This window comes from Rhizobium sp. YAF28, assembly GCF_052113285.1.
GTDB lineage: Bacteria > Pseudomonadota > Alphaproteobacteria > Rhizobiales > Rhizobiaceae > Rhizobium.
Window position 1 is genome coordinate 329,310 of sequence record NZ_JBFRCX010000008.1, and the last position, 24,379, is coordinate 353,688.

Consider the following 24,379-nt stretch of genomic DNA (forward strand, 5'->3'; position numbering starts at 1 on the left):
ATGCATCAATATATCACTACGACATGCGTCGGTAGGCGGTCACTTGCCGAACCCGGGGTGAACTGAAGAAGGTGAGGCAGTGCTGGCTGGTTGGCAGGTGTGAGGATCGCGACTTGTGGCGAGCGCGGCCCGAAGGCGGAACGCGAAGTCCTAGGGCAGTTGGCCCCGCTTCCCTGCGGACCGCTATCCTGAAGCTCCTGCGGCTGCCCTTGTCACGACCTCGTGTGACGCGAATTCCCGCTTTCCCGCGCGCTTTGCGTGGTGCTATGTTGAAGCCCCGATGGGCTTCACTGCCTCCCGACTGATCGTGCCGGATGGTTTTTCGCGGCTTTGCAAACCATGCCGTTTACCATTTGGTTGCCAAAAAACCATAATTACCCGCCTAGATCGCACATCGACAACAGGCACTAAGAATTGGATCGAAGCTGAATGCGCATACCATACCTTTTTCTTGCTGCATTTCTTGCAGTCGCGCAGTCCGCCTATGCTGAAGTCGCATCACCTCCTGTTTTGGCGCCGCTAAAGCAACAGGCGCAAGCCGCGCAGTTGAGTGCACAACTTCTCACGCGATACAGTTACAGGCCCATTGCACTCGACGATGCCTTGTCGGCCAGAATTATGGATCAGTTTATCAAGTCACTGGATCCGGACCATGTGCTCTTCCTGCAAGCCGACATCGACAGGTTCATGTCTGACCGCAGCGAGATCGACGACGCCATCGAACAGAAGGATTTGAAGATCCCGTTTGCGATCTTCAACGCGTATGAACAGCGTATTGTCGATCGCATGAACTACGCGCGCAATTTGCTTAAGCAGGACTTCGATTTCAGTGTGCAGGAAAATTATTCCGTACTGCGCGACAAAGAGCCCTGGCCGCAGTCGGAAGCCGAGAGCAATGAGCTTTGGCGCAAGCGCGTCAAAAGCGATTGGTTGCCGTTGAAACTCGCCGGCAAAACCGACGCGGCTATTCGCGAAACGCTCGACAAACGCTACGCAAACGCTCTTGAGCGCGCCTACCAGTATAAAAGCGACGACGTTTTCCAGTTGTTCATGGATGCCTATGCGACGTCGATCGATCCGCACACGGACTATTTTGGCGCGAACGCTTCGGCCGACTTCAATATCTCGATGAAGCTTTCACTGTTTGGTATCGGTGCGGTACTGCAGGAGCGCGACGACTACACGACGATCCGCGAGCTCGTGCCTGGCGGTCCGGCCCAGTTGTCCGGCAAGCTCTCGGTCGGAGACCGCATTACCGGCGTCGGTCAAGGCAAGGATGGTGCGATAAAAGAAGTGGTAGGCACGCGCCTTGATGAAGTCGTGCAATTGATACGCGGGAAAAAGGGCTCCGTCGTGCGCTTGGACATCCTGCCGGCGGATGCCGGCGCAGATGGCGCACACCGCGTTGTCAGCCTTGTGCGCGATAAAATCAGTCTCGATAAGCAGGCCGCCAGAAAGACCGTGCTGTCCGTGAACGTGGGCGACGTCACGCGCAAAATCGGGGTGATTACTCTGCCAACATTCTACGAGGATTTTGAGGCTCGGCACAAAGGCGACAAGGACTATAAAAGTGCAAGCCGCGATGTCGCCAAGCTTCTCGATGAACTGAAGCAAGAAAAGGTCGATAGCGTTCTCATTGACGTGCGCAACAATGGCGGCGGTTCATTGGACGAGGCGATTGATCTGACCGGTCTGTTCATCGGCAATGGCCCGGTCGTTCAGCAACGCGGCAGCGATGGTAAGGTCGAGGTCAGAAGCGCTGAGTTTGCAGCACCTGTCTGGACAGGCCCGATGGGTGTCCTGATCAATCGCGGGTCGGCATCGGCTTCAGAGATTTTTGCTGCGGCAATCCAAGATTACGGTCGAGGCGTGATCGTCGGCGAACCCAGTTTCGGGAAGGGGACGGTTCAGACCGTCGTCGACCTTGACCAGATGGTTCGCAACAGCAAACCCGAATTCGGGGAACTGAAAGTGACGATTGCCCAGTTTTTCCGGGTCAACGGCGGTACGACGCAGTTGCGCGGTGTGACGCCTGATATCAGTTTGCCTGGACTTTCAGATCCGACGAGCTTCGGCGAGACCAGTTATGACAATGCCCTGCCGTGGGCGCAGATCAAGCCCGCGAACTACACGCCCGCCGACACGGTTACGAAGTTGCTGCCGACATTGCAAAGCCGCCATGACGGGCGGGTTGCGAGCGATCCGGACTTCCAAGGTCTCGTAAAGGATATTGCCGACCTCAAGGCGCAGCGCGAGAAGGGGATTATCTCTCTCAATGAAGCCGAACGTCGCAAGGAAGCGACCGCTCGAGAAAATCGACGGAAGTCTCGAGCCGAGTTAGGCGATGGCGAAGATCCTGGTGGAGATGATGGCCTGGAGTCAAACGAGCGCAGCCTGAGTGCCGATATTGCCATTGAAAATGCACGCAAGAAAGCAAAAGACGTCTTGCTGAACGAGGCGGCGGCCATTCTTGCTGACGAGGCGGATTTGCAGAAAGGCGTGTTGCGGGCAGCTACGAAACAATCGGGGGATACGGGCAAATAGTCATGCCCGATCAATTTCGTGGTGCTCCGGGTAGTCCAGCCATGACGGCGGCGGTCGATCACCGGCATGAACTATAGCAGGTGATCGAGATTCCGGCCGGCGAAAGGAGTGCTCACCGCCAGTCGCGATCGCGATCCCAGCGCTCGTAGCGCCTGTATTCGCGCCAGCCGCGATGGGGACGATCCCAACCGTAGCTGCGATCCCAACCGTAGTAGCGTCGCGGCGGCGGTGCCCACCGATTGGGTCGGCAAAAGCCGCGCGGGCTCAGGTGATAACCGCGGCCACATGCAAAATCGACGGTTATGATGTTCGAGGCTGCTGGCGCCGTCATGCTGCCGACAGGCGCGGCATTTGCGGCTCCAGCCGTTATTCCGGCTGCGAGAAGGGCTATAGTGACTAGAAGTTTTCGCATCTTCTTTTCTCCGATTGTCGGAGGGATTTAGCGCCTGTCCTGGTGAACCGAGGCTGAAAACGCCGTTCACCTGAGGGACAGCTTTAGCTGCTAGTCGCGCTCCCAGCGATCACGTCGGTCATCGCCGCGTCGATCGTTGTTGCCGGAATTGGACGTTTGCAAATGCTCCAGCACCTGCAGAACTGCGTCGGCGCAGTCCTTCGTGGAGTCCCCGTCGGCGCACCTGAGGTCGATCCTGGTCTGGCCGTTCTCGATGTGGAACCGGGCGCCGCGCTCCCTCGGCTGCGACCGCCAATCAGCGTCCGCTCGGTCTTCGTTTTTGCGTGAAGAATTCGGCGGAGGTGGTGGATTTTCCCTACTGGATTCTGGCGATGCGGGTGGAGGCGGCGATGGTTCAGCTGGTGCCTGCGCAAAGGCGCAAGTGGAGATCAATCCAAAGATCGCCGCCGATAGTCCTATGATTTTCTTCATGACGTTACCTCGCTTTTGTGCGGAGGTAACGATGGGTCGAGGCGATAGTTCCTATTGTGGGGCTGCGACTGGGTACGTGACGATGCGGACGACTGTATCGTTCAGTCCGATCTTGTCTGTCGCGAACAGATCGCATGCTGCCGCAAGCACTGTCGCACCTGTCGGCTCGCAGAAAGGTCCTGCCTTGCGGATTGGACCTCGCGCAAGAGAGCGCGTACCACCTTTGTGGTCGATCAATAACTCAATGAAGGCCCTGCAGCCGATTTCGCCGCTCATTCAACAATTCATGTTGAACCAGGTCTCTCGCTTCGTTCGAAAGACCATTCGGCCCGGATAGTCCGAGCTCGGTTAACCTCGCTTCGATCGCCTTGGGAATGCTATCCGCTTCGTGCTGGCAGAGCCGCACAAGCCACTTCCATTCGTCGCTTGTCATGTCCCTTCGCGCGACCATCAACTGCCTCCCAGCCAAGGATAACCGTAATTTTGAGAATACCATAATTCTCGTCGAGAGGCAGCAATGTCAGCCGCTTCACAATCGAGCCTTCCGGACTCGTCCGATCGCTTGCCTTCCACGCTGACCCTGAGCCGGAGCCGTCGGCCACCAAGCTCGCAAAGCGTGTGTTGGTCCACTAAATCGGGTTGCGGCTAATGGGAGGAGCGGGACGGCTGCAACCTATCCTTGACTCTGATAGCCTGCTATCCGACAGTGCTCCCTGTTAAATCCATGGGGATTCGATGGGCCTCACCAAAGGCTTCACGATTGTCGGCAGGGCTGCGATAGCCGCCATCGTGTCAATGTTCCTTGCGCTCTCGCTTGTCTTGGGCTTCTGGCTGCATTCGAGCTACATCTCCGCCGTTACGCGTGGGGAAGATCAGGTCACAGCCACGGCCAAGATCGTTGCAGCCAACGCGATCTGGATCAACTCCCTGGCGCGCCAGACCCTTCACCGCATGGATGATGCCTTCGGAACGGCGGAGGCCTTATCAGGCGGGGAGCGCATTCGAAGGTTCAACGCCGCGACGGCCGAATTGCCGACCACTGCAACCGCCTATGTGGTCGCCGCGGACGGGACCTTACTTTATTCGACCGACCGGGAAAGCAGCCCGGCCGACATCGTCGACCAGACCTTTTTCCGTCGCTTGGCCAATGGCGCAGAGGACCATACGTCGGCGATGACGGTCATGCGCAACACAGATCGCCACGTCTTCCTCTCGGCTGCGCGCATCGAGCGGAACGACAAGTTCGAAGCCGTCGCGATCCTGGCGTTTGATGTCGGGATGTTGCGATCGATCTGGGACGCTGCGTCGCTCGGGCCAAACTCGACGGTGAGCTTCCTGAGGCGCGATGGAAAGCTGATCGCCAGATATCCCGAGCCGAAAGAAGCTGTCGATCTCGGCAACTACGTCCTGTTTACCGACTATATGCGTAAGGCAACGTCGGGCTCTTATGTGTCTGTCTCACCCGTCGACCAGGTCGAAAGGTTGGTGGCATACCGCATCGTCGAGCGCACACCCTTCGTCGCCATCGCATCGGCCGACACCGCGGCAATCCTCAAGCCTTTCTGGACCGATGTTTCGATTGCCGCGCTGATCGTTCTTCTGGCCCTTTGCGCGGCCGTGATCGGCGGATTGAAGATCCTGAGGCTGGCGCATGCGGACGCGCGCCACACCGCCGAACTTGCCGAGGCGCTTCGAACCAATCAGGTGCTGATGCGGGAAATTCATCATCGGGTGAAAAATAATCTCCAGACCGTGATGGCGCTCATCCGGCTGCAGGGCTTGCGGCCTGAAACCGTCCGGAGGGTGAACGAGCGGATCGTCGCCATGTCGGCGGTGCACGAACAAATGTACGGCTTCGATCAGTTCAGTAGCGTCACTGCACGGCAGTTCGTCCCAAACCTGGTTCGCACGCTGGTCGGGCTGCATGATCGCGAAATCAAGCTGACCTTCGAGATCGACGACATCAGGATCGATGCGGACAAGGCCACACCATTTGCATTGCTGCTGAACGAACTTCTGACAAACAGCATGAAATATGCCTTTGTCGGCCGGGCCGACGGACATATCCGCATCAGGCTGCTTCAGCGCCCCGACGGCAAGGTCCTGCTTGAAGTGGCGGACGACGGCGTCGGATATGAGCCGGTTGCAACGGAAACCGGCATGGGAAGCAGGTTGATCAAATCCTTCGTCGGCCAGATGGATGGGACCTACGGGACCGAGCGGGCGCAAGGTACCGTCTTCACCGCCCTGTTGTCGATTGCCGCACGATGATGTGGGCGGCGTGGGGGAGGCCGAGTGCCGGACATTTGAAACGGCGGACAACGTGTGCGGTTGTCCTGGCGATCTGGAAGACGTAGGCAAATGACGTGCGCGGTTCGCATCGAAGGCCGGCTGCCGACACGGTCTGACGGGTCGAAGCACACCCATTCGAAAGCCGAGTTGCGATACCGGCTCTGCTGTCACCGCTTATCTTTAGGGGGAAAGCTCAGTCTTTTCGCAGCTTGGCATTGCAAGTTTCGTGCCCTGGATTATTTGATGGGGCTCGAAGAACATATCCGGAGTGTCTGTTGAACAAAACCCGGCCAGCGCTCCTTCTCATTACGGCGTCGCTCATTCCGGTCATCATACTGGCGGCGCTGATGGGAAGGTTCTTCATCAAGGAGCAGCAAGCCGCTCTCGACGATGACATTCGCGGCCGGGCAGCTACGCTGGCCGCCACTCTTCAACGTGAACTCAAGAGCCAGATCCAGTTGCTCTCGATCGTCGCCGACTCTCCCCGCCTCGACCCACCGATTCCCCGTGCCGCCTTTGCCGAGACTGCGCGGCGTCTGCGCGATCGGGTGCCCGAATGGGAACAGATCCGGATTTCGAACGAGAAGGGTGAGGTGGTTCTGTCGTTTCCACCGCTCGATCCGTCGGCTGATACGCACGTTGTGGACATGGAAAGCCACGACGACCTGGTTCGCACAGGTGCGGCCCTGGTCGGCAATATCGCCATCGGGCCGAAAGGCCAGGCGGCCTTTGCGTTGCGCGCCCCGATCCAGAGAAGCGATCGTTTGAGAGCCGTCCTGTCGGTGGTTATCCGTCCAACGATCGTGACCAAACTGCTTTATGCCAATGGACTTCCAGGATCCTGGTCGGCCTGGATCGTCGATGGACGGGACCGTCTGGTGGCATCGACCGGCGCTCCCGCGCTTGCCGGTAATCCGGCCAGCGAATTCGCAACCTTTTCCGGCCAGGACATTGGCGCGGCCACGCTCAAGGACGGGATGGAGCTTCGGGTCGCCGAAGTCGCGCTCGCCGACACGCCCTGGCGGGTAAGGGTTGGCCTGCCGGTCTCCGACTATGAGCGGCTGGCGCGCAGGGCCACCATGCTACTTGTGACGGCGAGTTGTTTCACGCTCCTGCTGTCCGGCTCGGCTGTATTCCTCTTCTATAGGGAGGTGCGCGCCAGAAACCGGGAATGGGAGAGCATGGCCAATTGGCAGCGGATGGATGCGCTTGGAAAGCTGACGGGGCAGGCGGCCCACGATTTCAACAATCTCCTGATGGTTTTCCAGTCCGGGGTGGAGGGCATCAAGAGGCGACGAAATGACGAACAGCGTGTGACGCAGCTTCTGGCGCATATGAGCGATGGAGTCGCTCGGGGAAAGGCGATCACGCAAAGGCTGCTGTCGTTTTCAAGACGCTCAAACCAGGGCGCCTCCCAGGTCGAGCTGGACGTCAGGCTTGCCGAATTGTCTCCGCTGCTGCGCCAAGCCGTCAACGACGCGATCCTGATGGAGATCAGGGTTCCGGAAGATACCTGGCCGGTTCACGTCGATCCTGCGGGGCTTGAAATTGCCCTGATCAACATCCTGACGAATGCGCGCGAAGCCATGACGGCAGGCGGAAAGGTAACCATTTCAGCCCGCAATGTGCTCGACGCCGCCACGGAGGATTCCGGGCTGAAGGGGCCGTTCGTCGCGCTGACGATTTCCGACACCGGGACAGGTGTCGCCCCGGAAAATCTGGCACGGGTGTTCGAGCCGTTCTTTTCTACCAAGAAGAATGGTGGCTCGGGCCTTGGTCTGACGCAGGTCCACAGTTTCGCCACCGGCAGCGGCGGTGCAGTCAAGGTCGCAAGTTTGGCCGGCCATGGCAGCGCCTTTACCTTGCTTCTGCCGCGATCAAACGAGCCGCGGGCGGCGCGTGCGGATACAGCTCCTTCGGTGAGCCTTCCCCGTACGATCATGGTCGTCGACGACACACCGGCATCGCTGGAATCCGTGCGACTGGCGCTCGACGGCATCGTGCCGACGATCTTCATAGCTGCAGGTGGCCCCGAGGCGATCGAGATCCTGGACCGTCATCCTGAAATCGAGGCGATCGTCAGCGATATCATGATGCCGGGCATGTCGGGCATCGAGCTTGCCGAGGAGATCCGCCGCAGAGATGCGTCTCTGCCCGTCGTGCTGATGACCGGCTACAGCGACAGGCTGGAGGCCGGTACGGAAGTCGGACGTCCGGTCGTCCCGAAACCCTTCAAGGTCGAGGATCTGGCGGCCTGCCTCGAGAAGGCGAGGACCTCGGTGATCCAATCGGCAAACGTCGTGCGTCTGGAAATTCCGACGAAGGGCTGATCAGCTTCGACGTCTGTGTGATACGCATTTTTTGCGCGGTCGCGACCGTTGCTGGCGGCTTCGCAGCGCGCAATGGTCTGCGACTTCGAGAAAGAAGAGATCGCCCTATTCCTCCAGAAGCTAACCAACTGATTTAAAGAGCCCTTCGCCTGCCCACGAATTCATGGCTCGTCGAACGGCTGCCGAGGCGCGCAGTCGAAACCGAAGCGGCGCATTTCCACGAGGCGGCTTAGTTGGCCTCCCAAATCCTATCGTCCGCAGCTGACAACGCCTCTTGACAGGCAATCCCTTGTCATGGAGTGTAAGTAAAGCGTTTTACTAAAGCGGTTTACAAAGCTGATGGCGCATGGACGTACCCCAGGATTGAAGGATGTCGCGAAAGCTGCCGGCGTGTCGGTGACGACCGTCTCGCGGATGCTGAACGGTTCGCTGGATTTGCCTGCGCTTACCAAGCAGCGTATCGAAAATGCTATCACTTCCCTCAAATACCAGCCGAACCCCCATGCGCGGCGGCTGAGCCGCGGTCGTTCCGACACGATCGGGCTGGTTGTGCCCGATATCGCCAACCCATTCTTCGCGACCATGGTGGCGGCGGTCGAAGAGGAGGCGAACGACCGGGGGCTTGCCGTTTCGCTCTATGCCACTCTCAACCGGACCGGCCGCGAAGTCGCCTATCTCCGGCTGCTCGAGCACAATCACGTCGACGGCTTGGTTTTCGTCACCAACCATCCCGACAACGGGGATCTCGCAGCTCTCATCAATCGAACAGGCAAGGTCATCGTCGTCGACGAAGACGTTCCGCTTGCCAGTGTCCCGAAGCTTTTCTGTGACAACTTCCAGGGCGGCCATCTCGCAGGACGCCATCTGGCGGAGTTCGGTCATCGCGACGTGCTCTATGTCGGCGGCCCCGATGCGATGATCAGCACGCAGCGGCGCTTCAACGGATTGCGCAAGGGCCTGCAGGAGCGTTTCGGCGACGATACCTCGATTAGGCGCTACAGCGGCGAATATACGATCGCCTGCGGGCGGGACATGGCGCGCCGCTTCCTGGAAGAAGGCATGCCGGCGACCGCAATCTTTGCGAGTTCCGACGAAATCGCGATCGGCATGATCGAAGTCCTGAGGGAGAAAGGAATATCGATCCCCGACGACCTGTCGATCATCGGCTTCGACGATGTCAGTCCGCTGCACCTCTTTGCGCCGCCAGTGACCGCTATCCGACAGCCGGTGCGCGCCATCGGCCGGCGTGCGCTATCTCTTCTTCTCGAAACAAACTGGCAGGAGAGCAAATCGCTCGCCACCGAGGAACTCGTGCCAGTCGAAATCGTCGTGCGGAACTCCGTTGCGCCGCCGTCGACCCATAATAAGCAACGAGAACAAAACCAGAGGATGAGAACATGAAACAGATCAGACGTCGGGCGTTTACCGCCGCTCTTGCCTTCACCGCGCTGGCCAGTGCAACGCTTGGAGCCTCACTTGCTCAGGCTGCAGGCAAGACCTATGCGCTGGTGCAGATCAACCAGCAGGCCCTTTTCTTCAACCAGATCAATGAAGGCGCACAGAAGGCGGCGGATGCTGCTGGCGACAAGCTCGTCATCTTCAACGCCAACAATGAAGCGGCCGCGCAAAACAGCGCCATCGAAAACTACATTCAGCAGAAGGTCGATGGCCTGATCGTCGTCGCAATCGACGTCAACGGCATCATGCCCGCCGTCAAGCAGGCCTCGGATGCCGGCATTCCGGTTGTCGCCATTGACGCGATCCTGCCCGACGGCCCGCAGAAATCGCAGATCGGTGTCGACAACGGCAAAGCCGGCGCCGACATGGGCGCGTATTTCCTCGACTACGTGAAGAAGAACATGGGCGGCAAAGCCAAGTTCGGCGTGGTCGGCGCCCTGAACTCCTATATTCAGAACGTTCGCCAGAAGGGCTTTGAGGATGCTGTCAAGAGCGACGGCATTGAGGCGGCTGGCGTCGTCGACGGCCAGAATATTCAGGACAACGCACTTGCCGCTGCCGAAAACCTGATTACCGGCAATCCCGACATGACGGCGATCTATGCAACCGGTGAACCGGCTCTCCTCGGCGCGATCGCCGCTGTCCAGAGCCAGGGCAAGCAGGACAGCATCAAGGTCTTTGGATGGGATCTGACCGCGCAGGCGATTTCGGGTCTCGACGACGGCTACGTGGTTGCCGTCGTCCAGCAGGATCCTGCCGGTGAAGGCAAAGCCGCGGTCGAGGCTCTTGCCAAGCTGACCGCAGGTCAGAGCGTCGAAAAGAGCATCTCCGTTCCGATCACGATCGTGACGAAGGAAAATGTCGAGCCGTACCGGGCCGTCTTCAAATGATGACGGACAACCGGCCTGTTTATGCCGGGGCCGGGGAGGCGCAAGCCTCCCCGCATTCCTCTGGCTCGTCCGCCCGGACACCTGCTGTTTCACTGCGCGGGATCCGCAAGACTTTCGGCTCGCATCAGGCGCTGCGTGGCGTCGATCTTGACCTCTTTCCCGGTGAGTGCCTTGGCCTTGTCGGTGACAACGCAGCCGGCAAGTCAACACTTACCAAGATCATCTCCGGAACCTATCTGCCGGATGAGGGGACGATTTCGCTGAACGGTGAGGAGGTTCATCTCTCCGGACCTGCGGACGCCCGCGGCCGCCATATCGAAATGGTCTTCCAGGATTTGAGCCTCTGCGACCATATCGATGTCGTTGGCAATCTCTTTCTTGGGCGCGAACTCACCAGGGGTCCGTTCCTCGATCGTCAGAAGATGATGAGCGAGGCGCGCAAGATGCTGGATGCGCTGGAAATCCGCATTCCGCGTCTCTCCGCCAAGGTCGAGAAGCTGTCTGGTGGCCAGCGCCAGGCGATCGCAATCGCCCGTGCCGCTTCCTTCCAGCCCAAGGTTCTGATCATGGATGAACCGACATCGGCCCTTGCTGTTGCCGAAGTCGAAGCCGTGCTCTCGCTGATCAACCGGGTCAAGGCGAAGGGTGTATCCGTCGTCCTCATTACCCATCGCCTGCAGGATCTGTTCCGTGTTTGCGACAGGATTGCCGTCATGTACGAAGGCACCAAGGTTGCCGAGCGGGATATCGGCAAGACCAATCTCGAGGATCTCGTCAAGCTCATCGTCGGGGGAGAAAGACATTGACCGTCTACACCGAACGCGCCAAGGGCTCACCGATGGCCGACTTTCTGGGGGAGAACGCCCAGGTCCTGTCGATCGCTTTCTTCTTTCTGGCATGCCTCGTCTTCTTTTCACTGACGACCACCACCTTCATGACGACGGGCAACATCCTGAACATCGTGCGCCAGGCGGCGCCCATCCTCGTCGTCGCCATCGCCATGACCCTTGTCATCGTGACCGGCGGGATCGATCTGTCCGTCGGTTCGATGCTGGCCCTGATCAACGCCGTCGCTGCCATTACTCTTGCGACAGGCATACCCTGGCCGGTCGTCTCGATCGGCATGCTCGCTTTCGGCGGCATCGTTGGTCTGCTGCAGGGCTGGTTCATCGCCTACCAGAACATTCCAGCCTTCATCGTCACCCTTGCCGGGCTTTCCATCCTGCGTGGCGTGGCCCTCTACCTGACGCAGGGCTATTCCATTCCGATCAATAACGAGCCCGGCTTCTTCTACCTGGGGCGCGGCGAGCTGGCGGGCTTTCCCGTTCCGGCACTGATTGCGATCCTGGTTGCAATCGTCGGCTACGTCATCATGGCGGTCACCAAATATGGCCGGCAGATCATCGCGGTGGGATCGAACATGGAGGCAGCGCGCCGCGTCGGCATGCCGGCCAAATGGATCGTTGCCTCGGTTTACCTCGTATCGGGCGTTGCCTCGGCGCTCGCCGGTCTCTTGATCGCGGCCCGTCTCGGCTCCGGCTCGTCGAACGCCGCTGTCGGCTTCGAACTGCAGGTCATCGCCGCGGTCGTGCTCGGCGGCACCTCCCTGATGGGCGGGCGCGGCACGATGATCGGCACGGTGCTCGGCACGATGACCATCGCCGTCATCGGCAACGGCCTGATCCTCATGCATATCTCGCCCTTCTTCACCCAGATCGTCACCGGCGCCATCATTCTGGTTGCCATCTGGCTGAACACTCGCATCTTCACCGCAAACTTCCGCCTGGCCGGCAGGAGGAAAAGCTGATGGCAACGGATGAGCTTTCACCGGGTCACGTGCGATCCGGGAAGGTGATGACGGTCTCGGGGCCGATTCCCGTATCGGAGATCGGCGTCACGCTGATGCACGAGCATATCCTCAACGATTGCCGCTGCTGGTGGCACGCGCCGAAGACACCTGAGCGGCAATATCTTGCCGAAGGTTTCGTCTGCATGGAGATCCTCGGCGAACTCAGGCAGGATCCTTTCGTCAACAAGCACAACATCACCCTCAACGATGAGCAGCTTGCCGTGACGGAACTCCAGGACTTCGCCGGTCTTGGCGGTCGAACGGTCGTCGAACCCACGTGCCAGGGCATCGGCCGGGATCCTCTTGCCTTGCGTCGGATTTCCAGGGCGACGGGACTGAACATCGTCATGGGTGCCGGCTTCTATCTTGGTTCCTCGCATCCGGCCAAGGTTGCCGGCATGTCTGCTTCCCAGATCGCGGACGAGATCGTCTCCGAAGCCACCGTCGGCGCCGATGGTACCGACGTGAAGATCGGCCTGATCGGCGAGATCGGCGTGTCGTCCGATTTCACCGCCGAGGAGGAAAAGTCGCTGCGCGGTGCTGTCCAGGCGCAGGTGCGCACCGGTCTGCCTTTGATGGTCCATCTCCCCGGCTGGTACCGCCTGGGCCACAAGGTTCTCGATATCGTCGCCTCCGAAGGCGGTGATCTCAGGCATACCGTGCTCTGCCACATGAACCCGTCACATGACGATCTCACCTATCAGTCCGAACTTGCCGTCCGCGGCGCGTTTCTCGAATATGACATGATCGGCATGGATTTCTTCTACGCCGATCAGCAGGTGCAATGCCCGAGCGACGAGGAGGCGGCTCGCGCGCTCGTCAAACTCGTCGAGATGGGGCATGCCGATCGCCTCCTGCTCTCCCACGACGTCTTCCTGAAGATGATGCTCAAGCATTACGGAGGCAACGGCTATGCCTATATCCTGCGCCACTTCCTGCCGCGCCTGAAGCGTCACGGTCTCGATGACGCGACGCTCGATATCTTCATGCGCGCCAATCCGAAATCCGTCTTTCAGGCCAGCGCCTGACCGTGACATAAAAGAAATGGAAACATCATGACAAAGAAGGTTCTTCTCGTCGGCGAAAGCTGGGTTAGTTCCGCCACGCACTACAAGGGTTTCGACCAGTTCGGAAGCGTCACGTTTCATCTCGGCGCCGAACCGCTCGTTGCGGCACTCAAGGATAGTGCATTCGAGCTCACCTACATGCCGGCCCATGAAGCGGTCGAAAAATTCCCCTTCGATATGGCGGGGATCGACGCCTTCGATGCGATCATTCTTTCCGATATAGGCGCTAATTCCCTGTTGCTTCCCCCGGCGGTCTGGCTGCATTCGAAGACGGTTCCGAACCGATTGAAGCTGCTCAAGGCTTGGGTTGAAAAGGGCGGCGGTCTGCTGATGGTCGGCGGCTATTTCTCGTTCCAGGGCATCGACGGCAAGGCGCGCTGGCGCCGTACGCCGGTCGAGGATGTCCTGCCGGTCACGTGTCTGCCCTATGACGACCGAGTGGAAATTCCGGAGGGAACGACGCCTGTCCTCGTCACGTCCGATCACGCCACGGTTGCCGGCCTGTCAGGTGAATGGCCTCTGCTTCTGGGCGTCAACGAGGTAGAAGTGCGCGAGCGCGACGATGTCGAAGTCATTGCTCGCCTGCCGGATACGGAAGGCGGCCATCCGCTCCTGGTGACCGGACGCTTCGGTAAAGGCAGAACCGCCGCCTGGACTTCGGATATTGGGCCGCACTGGCTTTCGCCTGCCTTCTGCGAGTGGGAAGGCTATGGGCGTCTCTGGAAGAATATCCTCGGCTGGCTGACAGAGGCGAAGTAGGCGTCATTCGCCGGCGAGGATGCCGGCGAGTTCCGCCTTGGTCGGGAAGGCCGAACGCGTCCCCCGGCGACTGACGGTAATGGCCGCCGCCGCAGTCGCATGATGAATGGCTTTGGTGTCGAGCGTGGTCGATCTGAGTGCGGCAGAGGCGAGGGCGACGGCCATGAATGTGTCGCCGGCGCCGGTCGTGTCGACGACCTCTGTGGCACGGGCAGGAATGGTTGCCAGCACCTGATTTCCGCTGGCAAGGATTGCCCCATCGCCGCCGAGGGTCAGCACGGTCTGTGCCACCCCGGCTTCGGCGAGGCGGTGGATTGCGGCCTCGCCGGATGATCCGGTCAGGCTTTCGGCCTCGCCCCGGTTGAGAAAGGCGATGTCGATGAGCGGCCAGAGCTCGGCGAAATAGGGCCTGAGCGGCGATGGATTGAAGGCGGTCGTCAGGCCGCGGCGTCTGGCCTCGGCAAGAATGCCGCGGGTCACGTCTTCGCTGAGGTTGCCCTGCAGGACGACGAGGTCGCCGCCGACCGCATCGTCGAGCGGCGCAAGCGCCTCGGACAGGGTCAGTGCCTCTGCCGAGTCCGTCGTCGTGACGATGGCGTTTTCGCCATCGGGCGTCGTGAAGATGATGGAGAAGTCGCTGGAGCGGTGAGGGCTGCCCAACAATCGGGCGTCCAGCGCTTCACCAGCAAGCTGGTCGCGGATCGTCTGGGCGCGAAAATCCTCGCCGACGGCTGTGACAAGCGTCGTGGGAAGGCCGGTGCGGCCCATTACGACGGCCTGGTTGGCGCCCTTGCCCCCGAGGTCGCGGGTTTCTTCCCGACCGAGGATCGAGGCACCCGCTTCGGGCATGGACATTACAGAAATGGTTTCGTCGATGGCGACGTTACCGATGACATAGGCACGCATGGCGGGCTTTCAGAAGGGAAAGAAAAATGCAGCAGATATCGGATAAGGCCACAAGCGCCATACGGGAAATATTCGGCACTGACAAGGCGCTGATCGGCATGATCCATTGCCCGCCCTTCCCGGGTGCTCCACGCTACCGCAACGCGGCAATGGATTCCATCTACGACACCTGCATGCGCGATGCCGAGGCGCTTGTCAAAGGCGGCATTCATGGATTGATCGTCGAAAATCACGGCGACATCCCCTTCTCCAAGCCCGAGGATATCGGCCACGAAACTGCGGCCTTCATGTCTGTTGTAACCGACCGCATCGCTCGTGCTGTCGGCGTGCCGCTCGGCATCAATGTGCTTGCCAATGCGCCGATCCCCGCTTTCGCGATTGCGGCCGCCGGCGGCGCACGCTTCATCCGCGTCAACCAGTGGGCGAACGCCTATGTCGCCAATGAAGGCTTCATGGAGGGCCGTGCAGCCGAGGCCATGCGCTATCGCTCGCTGCTGCGTGCCGAACATATCAAGGTGTTTGCCGACAGCCACGTCAAGCATGGGGCACACGCCATCACTGCCGACCGGACGATCGATGAACTGACCCGCGATTTGGCCTTCTTCGATGCGGATGTGGTGATCGCTACCGGCCAGCGAACGGGCAACAGTGCAACGATGGAGGAGATCGAGGAAATCGGTGCTGCAACCCATCTACCGTTGCTCGTCGGCTCGGGCGTGACCAAGGATAATATCGTCGAGATCCTCAAGCGCACCAACGGCGTCATCGTCGCCTCTTCGCTGAAGGAGGGTGGCGTCTGGTGGAATCCTGTGGAGCCGGCCCGTGTCGCAGCCTTCGTCGAAGCCGCAAAACCCCGTCTGGAGTCGTGACGATCATGGTATCTCTCTCCGAACAGATGCTCGACGAGAACCGCGACGTCTTTGAAGCCATGGTCCACCACCGCTTCGTCGAAGACATCAAGGCTGACCGTCTCCCGAATGAGGCCTTCGAACGATATCTGGTCTTCGAGGGTGCCTTCGTCGATACGGCGATTGCGATCTTCTCCTATGCGACCGCAAAGGCCGGCACCATCGAGGAGAAGCGCTGGCTGATCGGTGTGCTGGACGCGCTTGCAAACCAGCAGATTGCCTATTTCGAGAAGACCTTTGCAACTCGCGCCATCGACCCCGCCCGCCATGACACCGGCCGAGCCGATGTCGCTGCGTTCCGAGAGGGAATGCTGGCGATTGCCCGTGACGGCGGTTTCCTCGATACGATCGCCGCCATGTTTGCCGCCGAATGGATGTACTGGACCTGGTCGACCGAGGCCGACCGGATGGCCATCAGCGATCCACTTCTCAAGGAATGGGTCAGGCTTCATGCCGAACCGGAATTCGAAGCGCAGGCGCGTTGGCTGAAGGCGGTGCTGGACGAGGCTGGCGAGACAATGGATATTGCCGAACGCAAGCGATTGAGCGCCATTTTCGGCCGTGCCCAACGCCTTGAGATCGACTTCCACGACGCAGCCTATTCCTGAGGGCCCGCGCCATGACTGGCAATCCCGTTATCAATGGAAAACGTCTGCTGGAACGCCTGGATCGGTTTGCCGAGATCGGCGCGACCGCGGGCGGCGGCGTCAATCGCCAGGCTTTGACGGAGCTGGATCGAAAGGCCCGGTTGCTGCTGGCAGAGTTGGCAGAGGCGCGCGGTTTCGGCGTGTTCCAGGATCCCGCCGCCAATCTCTTCATCCGCCGCCCGGGCAGGGACGAGGCGGCACCGCCGCTCCTTATCGGCAGCCACCTCGACAGTCAGCCCTCCGGCGGCCGCTTTGATGGTGCGCTCGGAACACTGACGGCCTTCGAGGTCCTGGAAAGCCTTGACGATGCGGGCGTTGAAACCGGAAGGCCGATCGAGGTGGTTGCCTGGACCAACGAGGAGGGATGCCGCTTCGCACCCGGCTGCATGGGGTCATCAGCCTTCTCGGCAGGCGAAATTCCGCTTGCATGGTCCGACCTCATCGCAACCGATGGCGCAAGGTTTGACGACGAGTTGAGAGCAACCGTTGCCAGTCTTCCGCAGGCCGCGATGCGCGATCTCGGCTTTCCTGCTTACGCATATCTCGAAGTGCATATCGAGCAGGGACCTTCTCTGGAGAAAGAGGATATCCCTATCGGTATCGTCACCGGCATTCAGGGGACGCGGTGGCTGGAAGTGACAGTCTCGGGCCAGACCGCCCATGCTGGGACGACCGCGCTCAACTATCGTCGAGATCCGCTTCGCGCGATGATCGCGGCTCTCGACGGACTTTACGCCAGTATCATGCCTCGGGACGATCGTGCCCGATTTACCGTCGGACGTATCGCCGTAGAACCCGGTGCCATCAACGCCATCCCGCAGATAGCGCGATGCACCATCGACATCCGTCACCCGGATCCATCGGAGATCGAGCGGCTGAGCGCGACCATCGAGCAAGTCTTTGGCGAACAGGCCCAAGCAGAACGTTGCCAGGTTGCGCTCAGGCAGACCTTCAATATGCCGCCGGCCAACTTTCCTCAAAAGGTGCTGGATGCATTGGACAGGGCCGCGGTGAAAGGCGGACTGGCAACCAGGAGAATGTTGTCAGGTGCCTTCCATGATGCACTGTTCGTCAACCGGGTCGCGCCCGCGGCAATGATCTTCGTGCCTTGCCGCGACGGCCTCAGTCATAATGAAGCCGAATATGCGGCGCCGCATCATGTAGTCTCGGGCGCGCGCATGCTGCTGCTATCGACGATCGAAATCCTGGAAGCCGAGGTTTGAGCAAGGCTTTGGATCGGGATTGATGGCGACAAACGCCGCATTGAAAGATGGCCTGTCGCGCAGATGATTGCACTTGAGGAAGGTTCGGTGTGCGGGTGGTCGGGCCCGTGGACACGTGTGGCGCCCAATGGTGTGCCTGAGCGTCATTCGCCCCGAGGAAACCGCTGGTTTTCCTCCAGTACGTTCAGATCCATATGATTGCGCATATATCGCTCGGCGGCTTTCTGCAGGGGTTGATAATCCCAGGGATAGTAGGCTCCCTCGCGCAAGGCCGGATAGACGACCCAGCGCCGTGCCTGGCTTTCTCGAACCGCTTCATCGAAAGCTGCAAGGTCCCAACGTAGCTTCGCCTGATCGAGAAGCGTGCCCAGCGTGTTCGCATAGGCCGGATCTCCGGCCAGATTGACGAGCTCGTGGGGATCGGCCTGAAGGTCGAACAGCAGGGGGGGATCCTTCTCGCAGACCGTCAGTTTGAAGCGCCCGGCGCGAATGCCCACCAGCGGTGCTATCGATCCTTCGGCCGCATATTCCATCAAAACCGGACCGCGGGCTTTCGCGCCATTCAACAGCTGTGCCAAATCTTCGCCATCCGTCCATTTGGCAATCGCCGAAATATCCAGGCCGGCAAGGCATGCGAGCGTCGGTGTAACGTCAAGAGTGGAGACCGGCTGATCGATCAAGGCGGGCTGCCAGTCGGGTGCCGATATCATCAGCGGGACGCGCGCAGACCCGTCGAAGAAGCACATCTTGAACCATAGGCCGCGCTCGCCGAGCATGTCCCCATGGTCCGAGACGAACAGGATGACGGTATTGTCGCGCATCCGCCCCCGCTCCAGCACCTCGAGGATTTCTCCGACTTTCTCGTCGATATAGGAGATGTTGGCGAAATAGCCGCGCCTGGCCCGGCGAATCTCCTCGGTGGTAATATCGAAGGCCGTATGGTCGCAGGCCTCGAGCAGGCGTTGCGAATGCGGATCCGTCTCGTCGAAAGGCAGTGCCGGAACAGTCGGGTCAAGGGCCGGGCAGTCCTCGTAGAGATCCCAGAATTTGCGCCTGGCGACATAGGGATCGTGAGGATGGGTGAAACTGACGGTCAGGCACCAGGGACGCTCGTCTTGCCGGCGTGACAGGTCGTAGAGCTTGCGGGTGGCGTTGTAGGCGACCTCGTCGTCATATTCGAGCTGATTGGTGATCTCGGCGACCCCCGCGCCGGTGACCGAGCCGAGATTGTGATACCACCAGTCGATCCGCTCTCCAGGCTTGCGGTAATCGGGCGTCCAGCCGAAATCTGCCGGATAGATATCCGTCGTCAGACGCTCCTCGAAGCCGTGCAGCTGGTCGGGGCCAACGAAATGCATCTTACCCGACAGGCTGGTGTGATAGCCGGCTGACCGGAGATGGTGCGCATAGGTCGGAATTTCGGAGGCAAATTCGGCCGCATTGTCGTAGACGCGCGTTCGGCTCGGCAACTGGCCCGACATGAAGGAGGCGCGCGCCGGCGCGCAGAGGGGGCTCGCCGTATAACTATTGGCAAAACGGACCGAACGGGCAGCGAGTGCCTTGAGATGCGGTGCATGCAGGAAATCGGCTGGCCCGTCCGGAAACAGCGTGCCGTTCAGTTGGTCGACCATGATGATGAGAATATTGGGACGGGCCATGATATTCGATGCTGCTCACGTTCAGGGGCTTTTCGGGGGAAGGGGTCTACGGATGCATCCGCCACCAGTTCGCCTGACGGAACCGGCTGTTGCCGGCGGGTACTGGTCTGGCTCGTGAGCGCCGATCAGGTCCATTGTCCTCTTCAGAAGCGGCACTGGTCGTCGCATGAGTGATCCTCTCGGCGGCGTGGGTCGCAGTTGTCACTTCACGATAGCCAACTTGATGATTGCACACTATCGCCTTGCCGACATCCGTTGTTCCGGGCGCTCATGCGTGCCTGTTTTCCAAGGGCGGACTTGCCGGCGACACCGGGGGTCGCAGCAAGGCAGGCGTCGTGGCGGAGCGCGTGCATGATGCAGTATCGGCTAGCTGGTTGCCGCCTGACAGCATCTTGCGAGCACGCGGAAGGATCTTCATGTCGATCGACCGACCGATGCCCACCGAAGAGGGCATTCTGGAATTTCTTGAGATTTGCGAAGGCTTCTATCCGCCGGACGCGGTCGAAGCATCGATCGAACAACAACGGCAATGGTACGATGCGCTTTGCGCACGGTTTGACCGCCCGTTGCCGCAGGCGCTGGTCTATGCCGATGGCATGGTGCTGCGGATACCGATCCGCCGGTATCGGCCACGGACAATAACCACATCAACCGTTCTCCTCTATCTTCACGGCGGAGGCTTTGTTGTCGGCTCGCTCGAAAGCCATCACTCGATCTGCGCTGAAATCGCCGATTTTGCTGGCGCCGAACTCGTTTCCGTCGACTACCGGCTGGCGCCCGAGTACCGCTGGCCGGCGCAGAGCAAGGATTGCTTCCTCGTCTTGAAGCATCTGCTGTCGTCCGCCGGTAGCAAGGTCGTCATCATCGGCGATAGCGCCGGTGCCAACCTGGCGGCAGGGCTCGCCATCAGGGCGCTGGAAGAGCCCCTGCCTGGTATCGCCGGTCAGGTTCTCGTCTATCCGGCGCTGGGTGGCGACTTGCAGAAAGGTTCCTATGTTGAAATGGCAAATGCACCGGGTCTGACCACGGCTGATGTCGCCTATTATCGCAGGGTTCTGCAGACACCGTTGCACCATCCCGTCGCCGCACCGCTTCACGCCACATCGGTCGAAGGTCTTGCTCCTGCCTTCATCACCGTCGCGCGGTTCGATCCGTTGCGAGACGATGGACGAGCCTACGCTGCCCGGCTTGCGGAGGCTGGCGTGGAAGTCTGGTTCCGGGAGGAACCGCAGATGGTGCATGCTTGGCTGCGCGCCCGCCATATGAGCGAGGGTGCCCGGGCAGGCTTCAAGGCGGTATGCGAGGCGGTGCGGCTCTTCGCGTCGCGCTGACGGCTACATCAGATCGCGGGCGATTGCCGTCTCGCCAAAATCCTTTTCAAAGACTTTTACCCCGCCTTCATAGGCGACGACCGAGGCGGCGATGATCCAATGCGTTGCCGTGCAGCCGATCGATGCGGTCGTAACCGTCGTCACGGACCAACCAGGCCGCTGCATGTCGCAAGTCCAGGTCGAGGTGCCCGTCATCGATAGCGGATCGTGCGGCGCGATTGACCAGGTTTCCTCACGCAGCTGCCGGGTGGAAAGACCGGTGCCGGGATGCTCGAAAAGGCCGGTATCCTCATGGATTTCATAGCGCGTGACCCCCGCCGAGAGATCGCGCACCACCTGCCGTTTTGTGGAGGCGGGTGCGTGTTCGATATATTTCGGCAGGGGATCGGGATTGTCGGGCTGCTTGGTGTCGATGATCTCATGCGCGCCGAGCTTGGGCAAAGCTAGACCGATGGAGGCGATGTCGATTGTCAGCCCCGGATCTTCCGGCGGTGGCAGTACCATCGGCCAATAGGCCGTTGATAGCGACAGGCGGATACGATGCCCCTTGCGGAAACGATAGCCGCAGGCATCGAGCGTGATGGTAATGGTTGTCAGTTCCCCCTTGCTCAGCGGCTCCGGTGCAGCATTGCCATTGCGATGAGCGAGATTGAGCACGCCGAAGGAGACGCGCGTTGCCGTGCCGTCTGGATGGATATCGATGAGCCTTGCGCAGAGATTGGCGGTTTCGGCGTCGCATCTGAGCGTCAATCTGACCGCTGGGCGTCCGAGATAATCATGGTCCTCGACCAGCGGCGCGGTTTGGAAGGTCAGCGATCCGGCGTCATCGAGGCGCTGATCGATCGCCAGTTCCGCATCCGGCTTCAGGGTGAACCATTCGCCCGAGGCCGTGCCCGTATCGAGCGGCGAGCGCAGATAAACGGGATGTTCCGGCGCATGTGGGATCGGCATGCCTTCCATCAAGGCGCCGAACTGCTCGACATAGAAGCACTGCATGTCCGGCTGCTGCCAACTACGCTTGGCGATCCAGAAACCGGGGTCGAAATCGCGGCGCGTGGCGGGCTTTATGGCATCGAGAATATAGGCGCGTAAGGATGGCATGGTCTCCGCGCCGTTGCGCTCGCCGCGCAGCCAGCGGTTCCACCAGGCGATAGCTTCGCCATGAAAATCGACCCGCGGCTTCGGCCAGGCGAAATGCGGATACTTGTGGATCCATGGACCGATCAACGCCTTCGCCTTCTCGCCGAGACCCTCGACGGCCAGCAACGGCGTGTTGCGATAGCCATCCGCCCAGCCGGCGATGACGATGGCGGGAATATCGAAGCCCGCGAAATCTTCGCAGATCGACCCATGCCGCCAGAAATCGTCACGCCGCTGATGCTCCAGCCATTCTTCCATGAAGAAGGGTTCCTGCTCCAGGCGCTGCCGCCACATATCGCGCCAATCGTCGCCGACGATGGCCGGATCGGGGGAGCGCGATTGGTAGGCAAGCATGGTCGCCGCCCAGGAAAGCTGGGCGGAGAGGTGGCAACCGTTCTTGTAGTGGATGTCGTCATTATAGCGGTCGACCGTGGAAGCGATCGAAATCACCGCCTTTAGCGCCGGGGGCTTCAAGGCTGCGACCTGCAGGCAGTTGAAGCCGCCCCAGGAAATACCCATCATGCCGACCGAGCCGTTCGACCAGGGTTGCGCTGCGATCCAGGCGATCAGCTCACAGGCATTGGCAAGCTCAAGCTCGGTATATTCGCCATCGATAATGCCACTGGATTCGCCGGAGCCTCTGATGTCGACACGCACGCCGGCAATCCCGGCTGCAGCGAAGACCGGGTAGGTGGATTCATCACGCGGGCTTGTCCCGTCGCGCTTACGATAAGGCAGGAACTCGAAGACCGCCGGCACGGGATCCTTCTCCGCGCCGTCGGGCATCCAGATGCGTGCGGCGAGCCGCGTGCCGTCCTTCAAGGTGATCCACTGATTTTCGATAGTCGTGAAGCTGCGGTCTGACATGGTCATATATCCAGAAGAGCTTTAGGCATTAAGCCACACACGGCTGCCGATGTAGCCGTTGGACATATCGTTGCCGATGTCGTCGACATAGCCCTTCAGCGTCTTCGAAGAGGCCATGATGTTGTCGTTGAAGACGGGCAGGATCAGACCGCCATCGTCTCGCACCATCAGCGCCAATTGCCGATAAAGCACCTTGCGCTTGGCCTCATCGAGTTCAGACCTTGCTTGCAGAACCAATTTGTCGAAGTCAGGGCGCTTGAAACGCGTGTCGTTCCATTCTGCGGTCGACAGGTAGGAGGTGGAATAGCGCGAATCCTGGGTCGGACGACCGCCCCAGAACGAGGCGCAGAAGGGCTGCTTGTTCCAGACATTGGTCCAGTAGCCGTCTTCCGGTTCGCGCTTGACGTCGATCGTGATGCCGGCCTTGCCCGCGCTTTGCTGGAACAGGATCGCCGCATCCACGGCGCCCGGAAAGGCTGCGTCTGACGTGAGCAGCTGAATGGAGCGGTCGAGACCCGATTTCTTGAAGTGGAAGGCGGCCTTGTCCGGATCATAAGGGCGCTGCTCGATATCGGTCGGGGCGAGGGCGTAGTTGGAATTGACCGGATAGTCGTTGCCGATCGTTCCGTAGCCGCCCAGAACCTTGTCGAGGATCGCCTGACGATCGATGGCATATTTCAGCGCAAGCCGAAGATCGGCGTTGTCGAAGGGAGCCGTGTCGCAATGCATCAGGAAACAATAGAAGCCCTTGCCTGCATTCCGGAGGATGTCGACGGTCGGTGCTCGCTGCAGCATCGGGACGGTCTTGGGGTCGACATTGTTGACGAAATGGACCTGGCCGGAGGCAAGTGCGGCAACGCGGGCGGTGTTGTCGTTGATGACGAGGATTTCGACGCTGTCGACAAAGCCGCGGTCGGAGCGCCAATCCTTCGGGTTCTTCTCGAAGGTTGCCCGCACGCCCGGTTCGAAGCTTTTCAGAATGTAAGGACCTGTACCGATGGCCGCCGCAGGCTTGTCGACACCGCCCTTCGCCTGGATGATCAGATGGTAGTCGGTCAAAAGCAAAGGCAGGTCCGCATTGCCTTCCGAAAGCGTCAGGACAAGGTCGCCCGCTTTTTCTTCGATACCGATGATCGAGGCCATGAGCCCCAGAGCACCCGACTGCGAATTCTTGTCCGCATGTCGCTTCAGTGTCGCGACGATGTCCGCGACGGTCATCTTGCTGCCGTCGTGAAACTGCACGTCGTTCCTGATCTTGAAAGTCCAGACGGACGCGTCCACCGATGGCGCCCAGGAAGTCGCCAGCGACGGCAAGGGCGCACCGGTCTTGGGGTCGGATTCGACAAGTGTGTCGCCCCAGAGACGGCCAATGACGAACAACACGGAGGCGCTATAGGTCGCAGGGTCGAGCGCATCACTGGTGGCGCCGCCCTTGAGGCCGAGTTTCAGATGACCACCGCGCTTCGCTTCCTGCGCGCGGGCCTCGCGCGGCATCAGGAGGCCGGAGGCGAGGGAAGGCAAAGCGCCCAGCGCGACGGCGCCGCCCAGGAAGTGACGGCGGCCGATACTCAGCGGCGAAGATTGATCCTTTTCACGTGTCATTGCAGTTCCCTTTTTCAACTTTATT

At 60.2% G+C, this 24,379-nt stretch carries 18 protein-coding genes; 13 read left to right on the top strand and 5 right to left on the bottom strand.

Annotated elements, in window-relative coordinates; genetic code table 11:
* Positions 1-429 precede the first annotated feature (429 nt).
* Positions 430-2,544: a carboxy terminal-processing peptidase gene (locus AB4Z13_RS20360; protein ID WP_442206628.1), complete on the top strand. Its 2,115-nt coding sequence runs from the start codon at positions 430-432 to the stop codon at positions 2,542-2,544.
* A 112-nt stretch (positions 2,545-2,656) separates the two neighbouring features.
* Here AB4Z13_RS20360 and AB4Z13_RS20365 read toward each other — a convergent pair whose 3' ends face one another.
* Complete coding sequence (locus AB4Z13_RS20365) at positions 2,657-2,956, bottom strand: GCG_CRPN prefix-to-repeats domain-containing protein (protein WP_113325552.1); 300 nt, start codon at positions 2,954-2,956, stop codon at positions 2,657-2,659.
* A gap of 1,206 nt (positions 2,957-4,162) precedes the next feature.
* Here AB4Z13_RS20365 and AB4Z13_RS20370 point away from each other — a divergent pair.
* The 8 genes from AB4Z13_RS20370 to AB4Z13_RS20405 all read left to right on the top strand — a co-directional run bounded on the left by AB4Z13_RS20370 (position 4,163) and on the right by AB4Z13_RS20405 (position 14,072).
* Positions 4,163-5,698, top strand: a complete 1,536-nt coding sequence (locus AB4Z13_RS20370; RefSeq protein WP_113325551.1) for a histidine kinase dimerization/phosphoacceptor domain -containing protein — start codon at positions 4,163-4,165, stop codon at positions 5,696-5,698.
* 296 nt (positions 5,699-5,994) lie between these two features.
* Positions 5,995-8,049, top strand: a complete 2,055-nt coding sequence (locus AB4Z13_RS20375; protein ID WP_442206629.1) for an ATP-binding protein — start codon at positions 5,995-5,997, stop codon at positions 8,047-8,049.
* A 339-nt stretch (positions 8,050-8,388) separates the two neighbouring features.
* Positions 8,389-9,450, top strand: a complete 1,062-nt coding sequence (locus AB4Z13_RS20380; protein ID WP_113325549.1) for a LacI family DNA-binding transcriptional regulator — start codon at positions 8,389-8,391, stop codon at positions 9,448-9,450.
* Positions 9,447-10,397, top strand: coding sequence for a substrate-binding domain-containing protein (locus AB4Z13_RS20385; RefSeq protein ID WP_113325548.1), 951 nt, complete (start codon positions 9,447-9,449; stop codon positions 10,395-10,397). Before AB4Z13_RS20380 ends, AB4Z13_RS20385 begins: the two co-directional genes overlap by 4 nt.
* Positions 10,394-11,203, top strand: a complete 810-nt coding sequence (locus AB4Z13_RS20390) for an ATP-binding cassette domain-containing protein (RefSeq protein WP_025668588.1) — start codon at positions 10,394-10,396, stop codon at positions 11,201-11,203. The genes AB4Z13_RS20385 and AB4Z13_RS20390 overlap by 4 nt, the downstream gene beginning before the upstream one ends.
* On the top strand, positions 11,200-12,204 hold the full coding sequence (locus AB4Z13_RS20395) for an ABC transporter permease subunit (protein WP_025668589.1): 1,005 nt from the start codon (positions 11,200-11,202) through the stop codon (positions 12,202-12,204). The genes AB4Z13_RS20390 and AB4Z13_RS20395 overlap by 4 nt, the downstream gene beginning before the upstream one ends.
* A complete protein-coding gene (locus tag AB4Z13_RS20400) occupies positions 12,204-13,274 on the top strand; it encodes a phosphotriesterase family protein (protein WP_442206630.1) in 1,071 nt (356 codons plus the stop codon). The genes AB4Z13_RS20395 and AB4Z13_RS20400 overlap by 1 nt, the downstream gene beginning before the upstream one ends.
* 27 nt (positions 13,275-13,301) lie before the next feature.
* Positions 13,302-14,072 (top strand): glutamine amidotransferase, encoded by a 771-nt coding sequence (locus AB4Z13_RS20405; protein ID WP_442206631.1) that lies wholly within the window; start codon positions 13,302-13,304, stop codon positions 14,070-14,072.
* 3 nt (positions 14,073-14,075) lie between these two features.
* On the opposite strand, the gene AB4Z13_RS20410 is transcribed toward AB4Z13_RS20405, so the two are convergent.
* Positions 14,076-14,978 carry a PfkB family carbohydrate kinase gene (locus AB4Z13_RS20410; RefSeq protein WP_113325544.1) on the bottom strand — a complete coding sequence of 301 codons (903 nt, stop codon included), beginning with the start codon at positions 14,976-14,978 and terminating at the stop codon, positions 14,076-14,078.
* Positions 14,979-15,004: 26 nt separating this feature from the next.
* Between AB4Z13_RS20410 and AB4Z13_RS20415 the strand changes: the two genes are divergently transcribed.
* The 3 genes from AB4Z13_RS20415 to AB4Z13_RS20425 are packed head-to-tail and all read left to right on the top strand — an operon-like array spanning position 15,005 to position 17,756.
* Positions 15,005-15,847: a BtpA/SgcQ family protein gene (locus AB4Z13_RS20415; RefSeq protein WP_113325543.1), complete on the top strand. Its 843-nt coding sequence runs from the start codon at positions 15,005-15,007 to the stop codon at positions 15,845-15,847.
* Positions 15,848-15,852: 5 nt separating this feature from the next.
* Positions 15,853-16,494, top strand: a complete 642-nt coding sequence (locus AB4Z13_RS20420; protein ID WP_442206632.1) for a TenA family protein — start codon at positions 15,853-15,855, stop codon at positions 16,492-16,494.
* 11 nt (positions 16,495-16,505) lie between these two features.
* A complete protein-coding gene (locus tag AB4Z13_RS20425) occupies positions 16,506-17,756 on the top strand; it encodes a Zn-dependent hydrolase (RefSeq protein ID WP_442206633.1) in 1,251 nt (416 codons plus the stop codon).
* 143 nt (positions 17,757-17,899) lie between these two features.
* On the opposite strand, the gene betC is transcribed toward AB4Z13_RS20425, so the two are convergent.
* On the bottom strand, positions 17,900-19,414 hold the full coding sequence (gene betC, locus AB4Z13_RS20430) for a choline-sulfatase (RefSeq protein ID WP_442206634.1): 1,515 nt from the start codon (positions 19,412-19,414) through the stop codon (positions 17,900-17,902).
* 416 nt (positions 19,415-19,830) lie between these two features.
* Between betC and AB4Z13_RS20435 the strand changes: the two genes are divergently transcribed.
* Positions 19,831-20,745, top strand: coding sequence for an alpha/beta hydrolase (locus AB4Z13_RS20435; RefSeq protein WP_442206635.1), 915 nt, complete (start codon positions 19,831-19,833; stop codon positions 20,743-20,745).
* A 3-nt stretch (positions 20,746-20,748) separates the two neighbouring features.
* Here the strand turns inward: AB4Z13_RS20435 and AB4Z13_RS20440 are convergent, their stop codons facing one another.
* The gene (locus AB4Z13_RS20440) at positions 20,749-22,752 is read right to left on the bottom strand and encodes a CocE/NonD family hydrolase (RefSeq protein WP_442206636.1); all 2,004 of its coding nucleotides are present in this window, start codon (positions 22,750-22,752) and stop codon (positions 20,749-20,751) included.
* A gap of 21 nt (positions 22,753-22,773) precedes the next feature.
* On the bottom strand, positions 22,774-24,354 hold the full coding sequence (locus AB4Z13_RS20445) for an ABC transporter substrate-binding protein (protein WP_442206637.1): 1,581 nt from the start codon (positions 24,352-24,354) through the stop codon (positions 22,774-22,776).
* Positions 24,355-24,379: the final 25 nt, after the last annotated feature.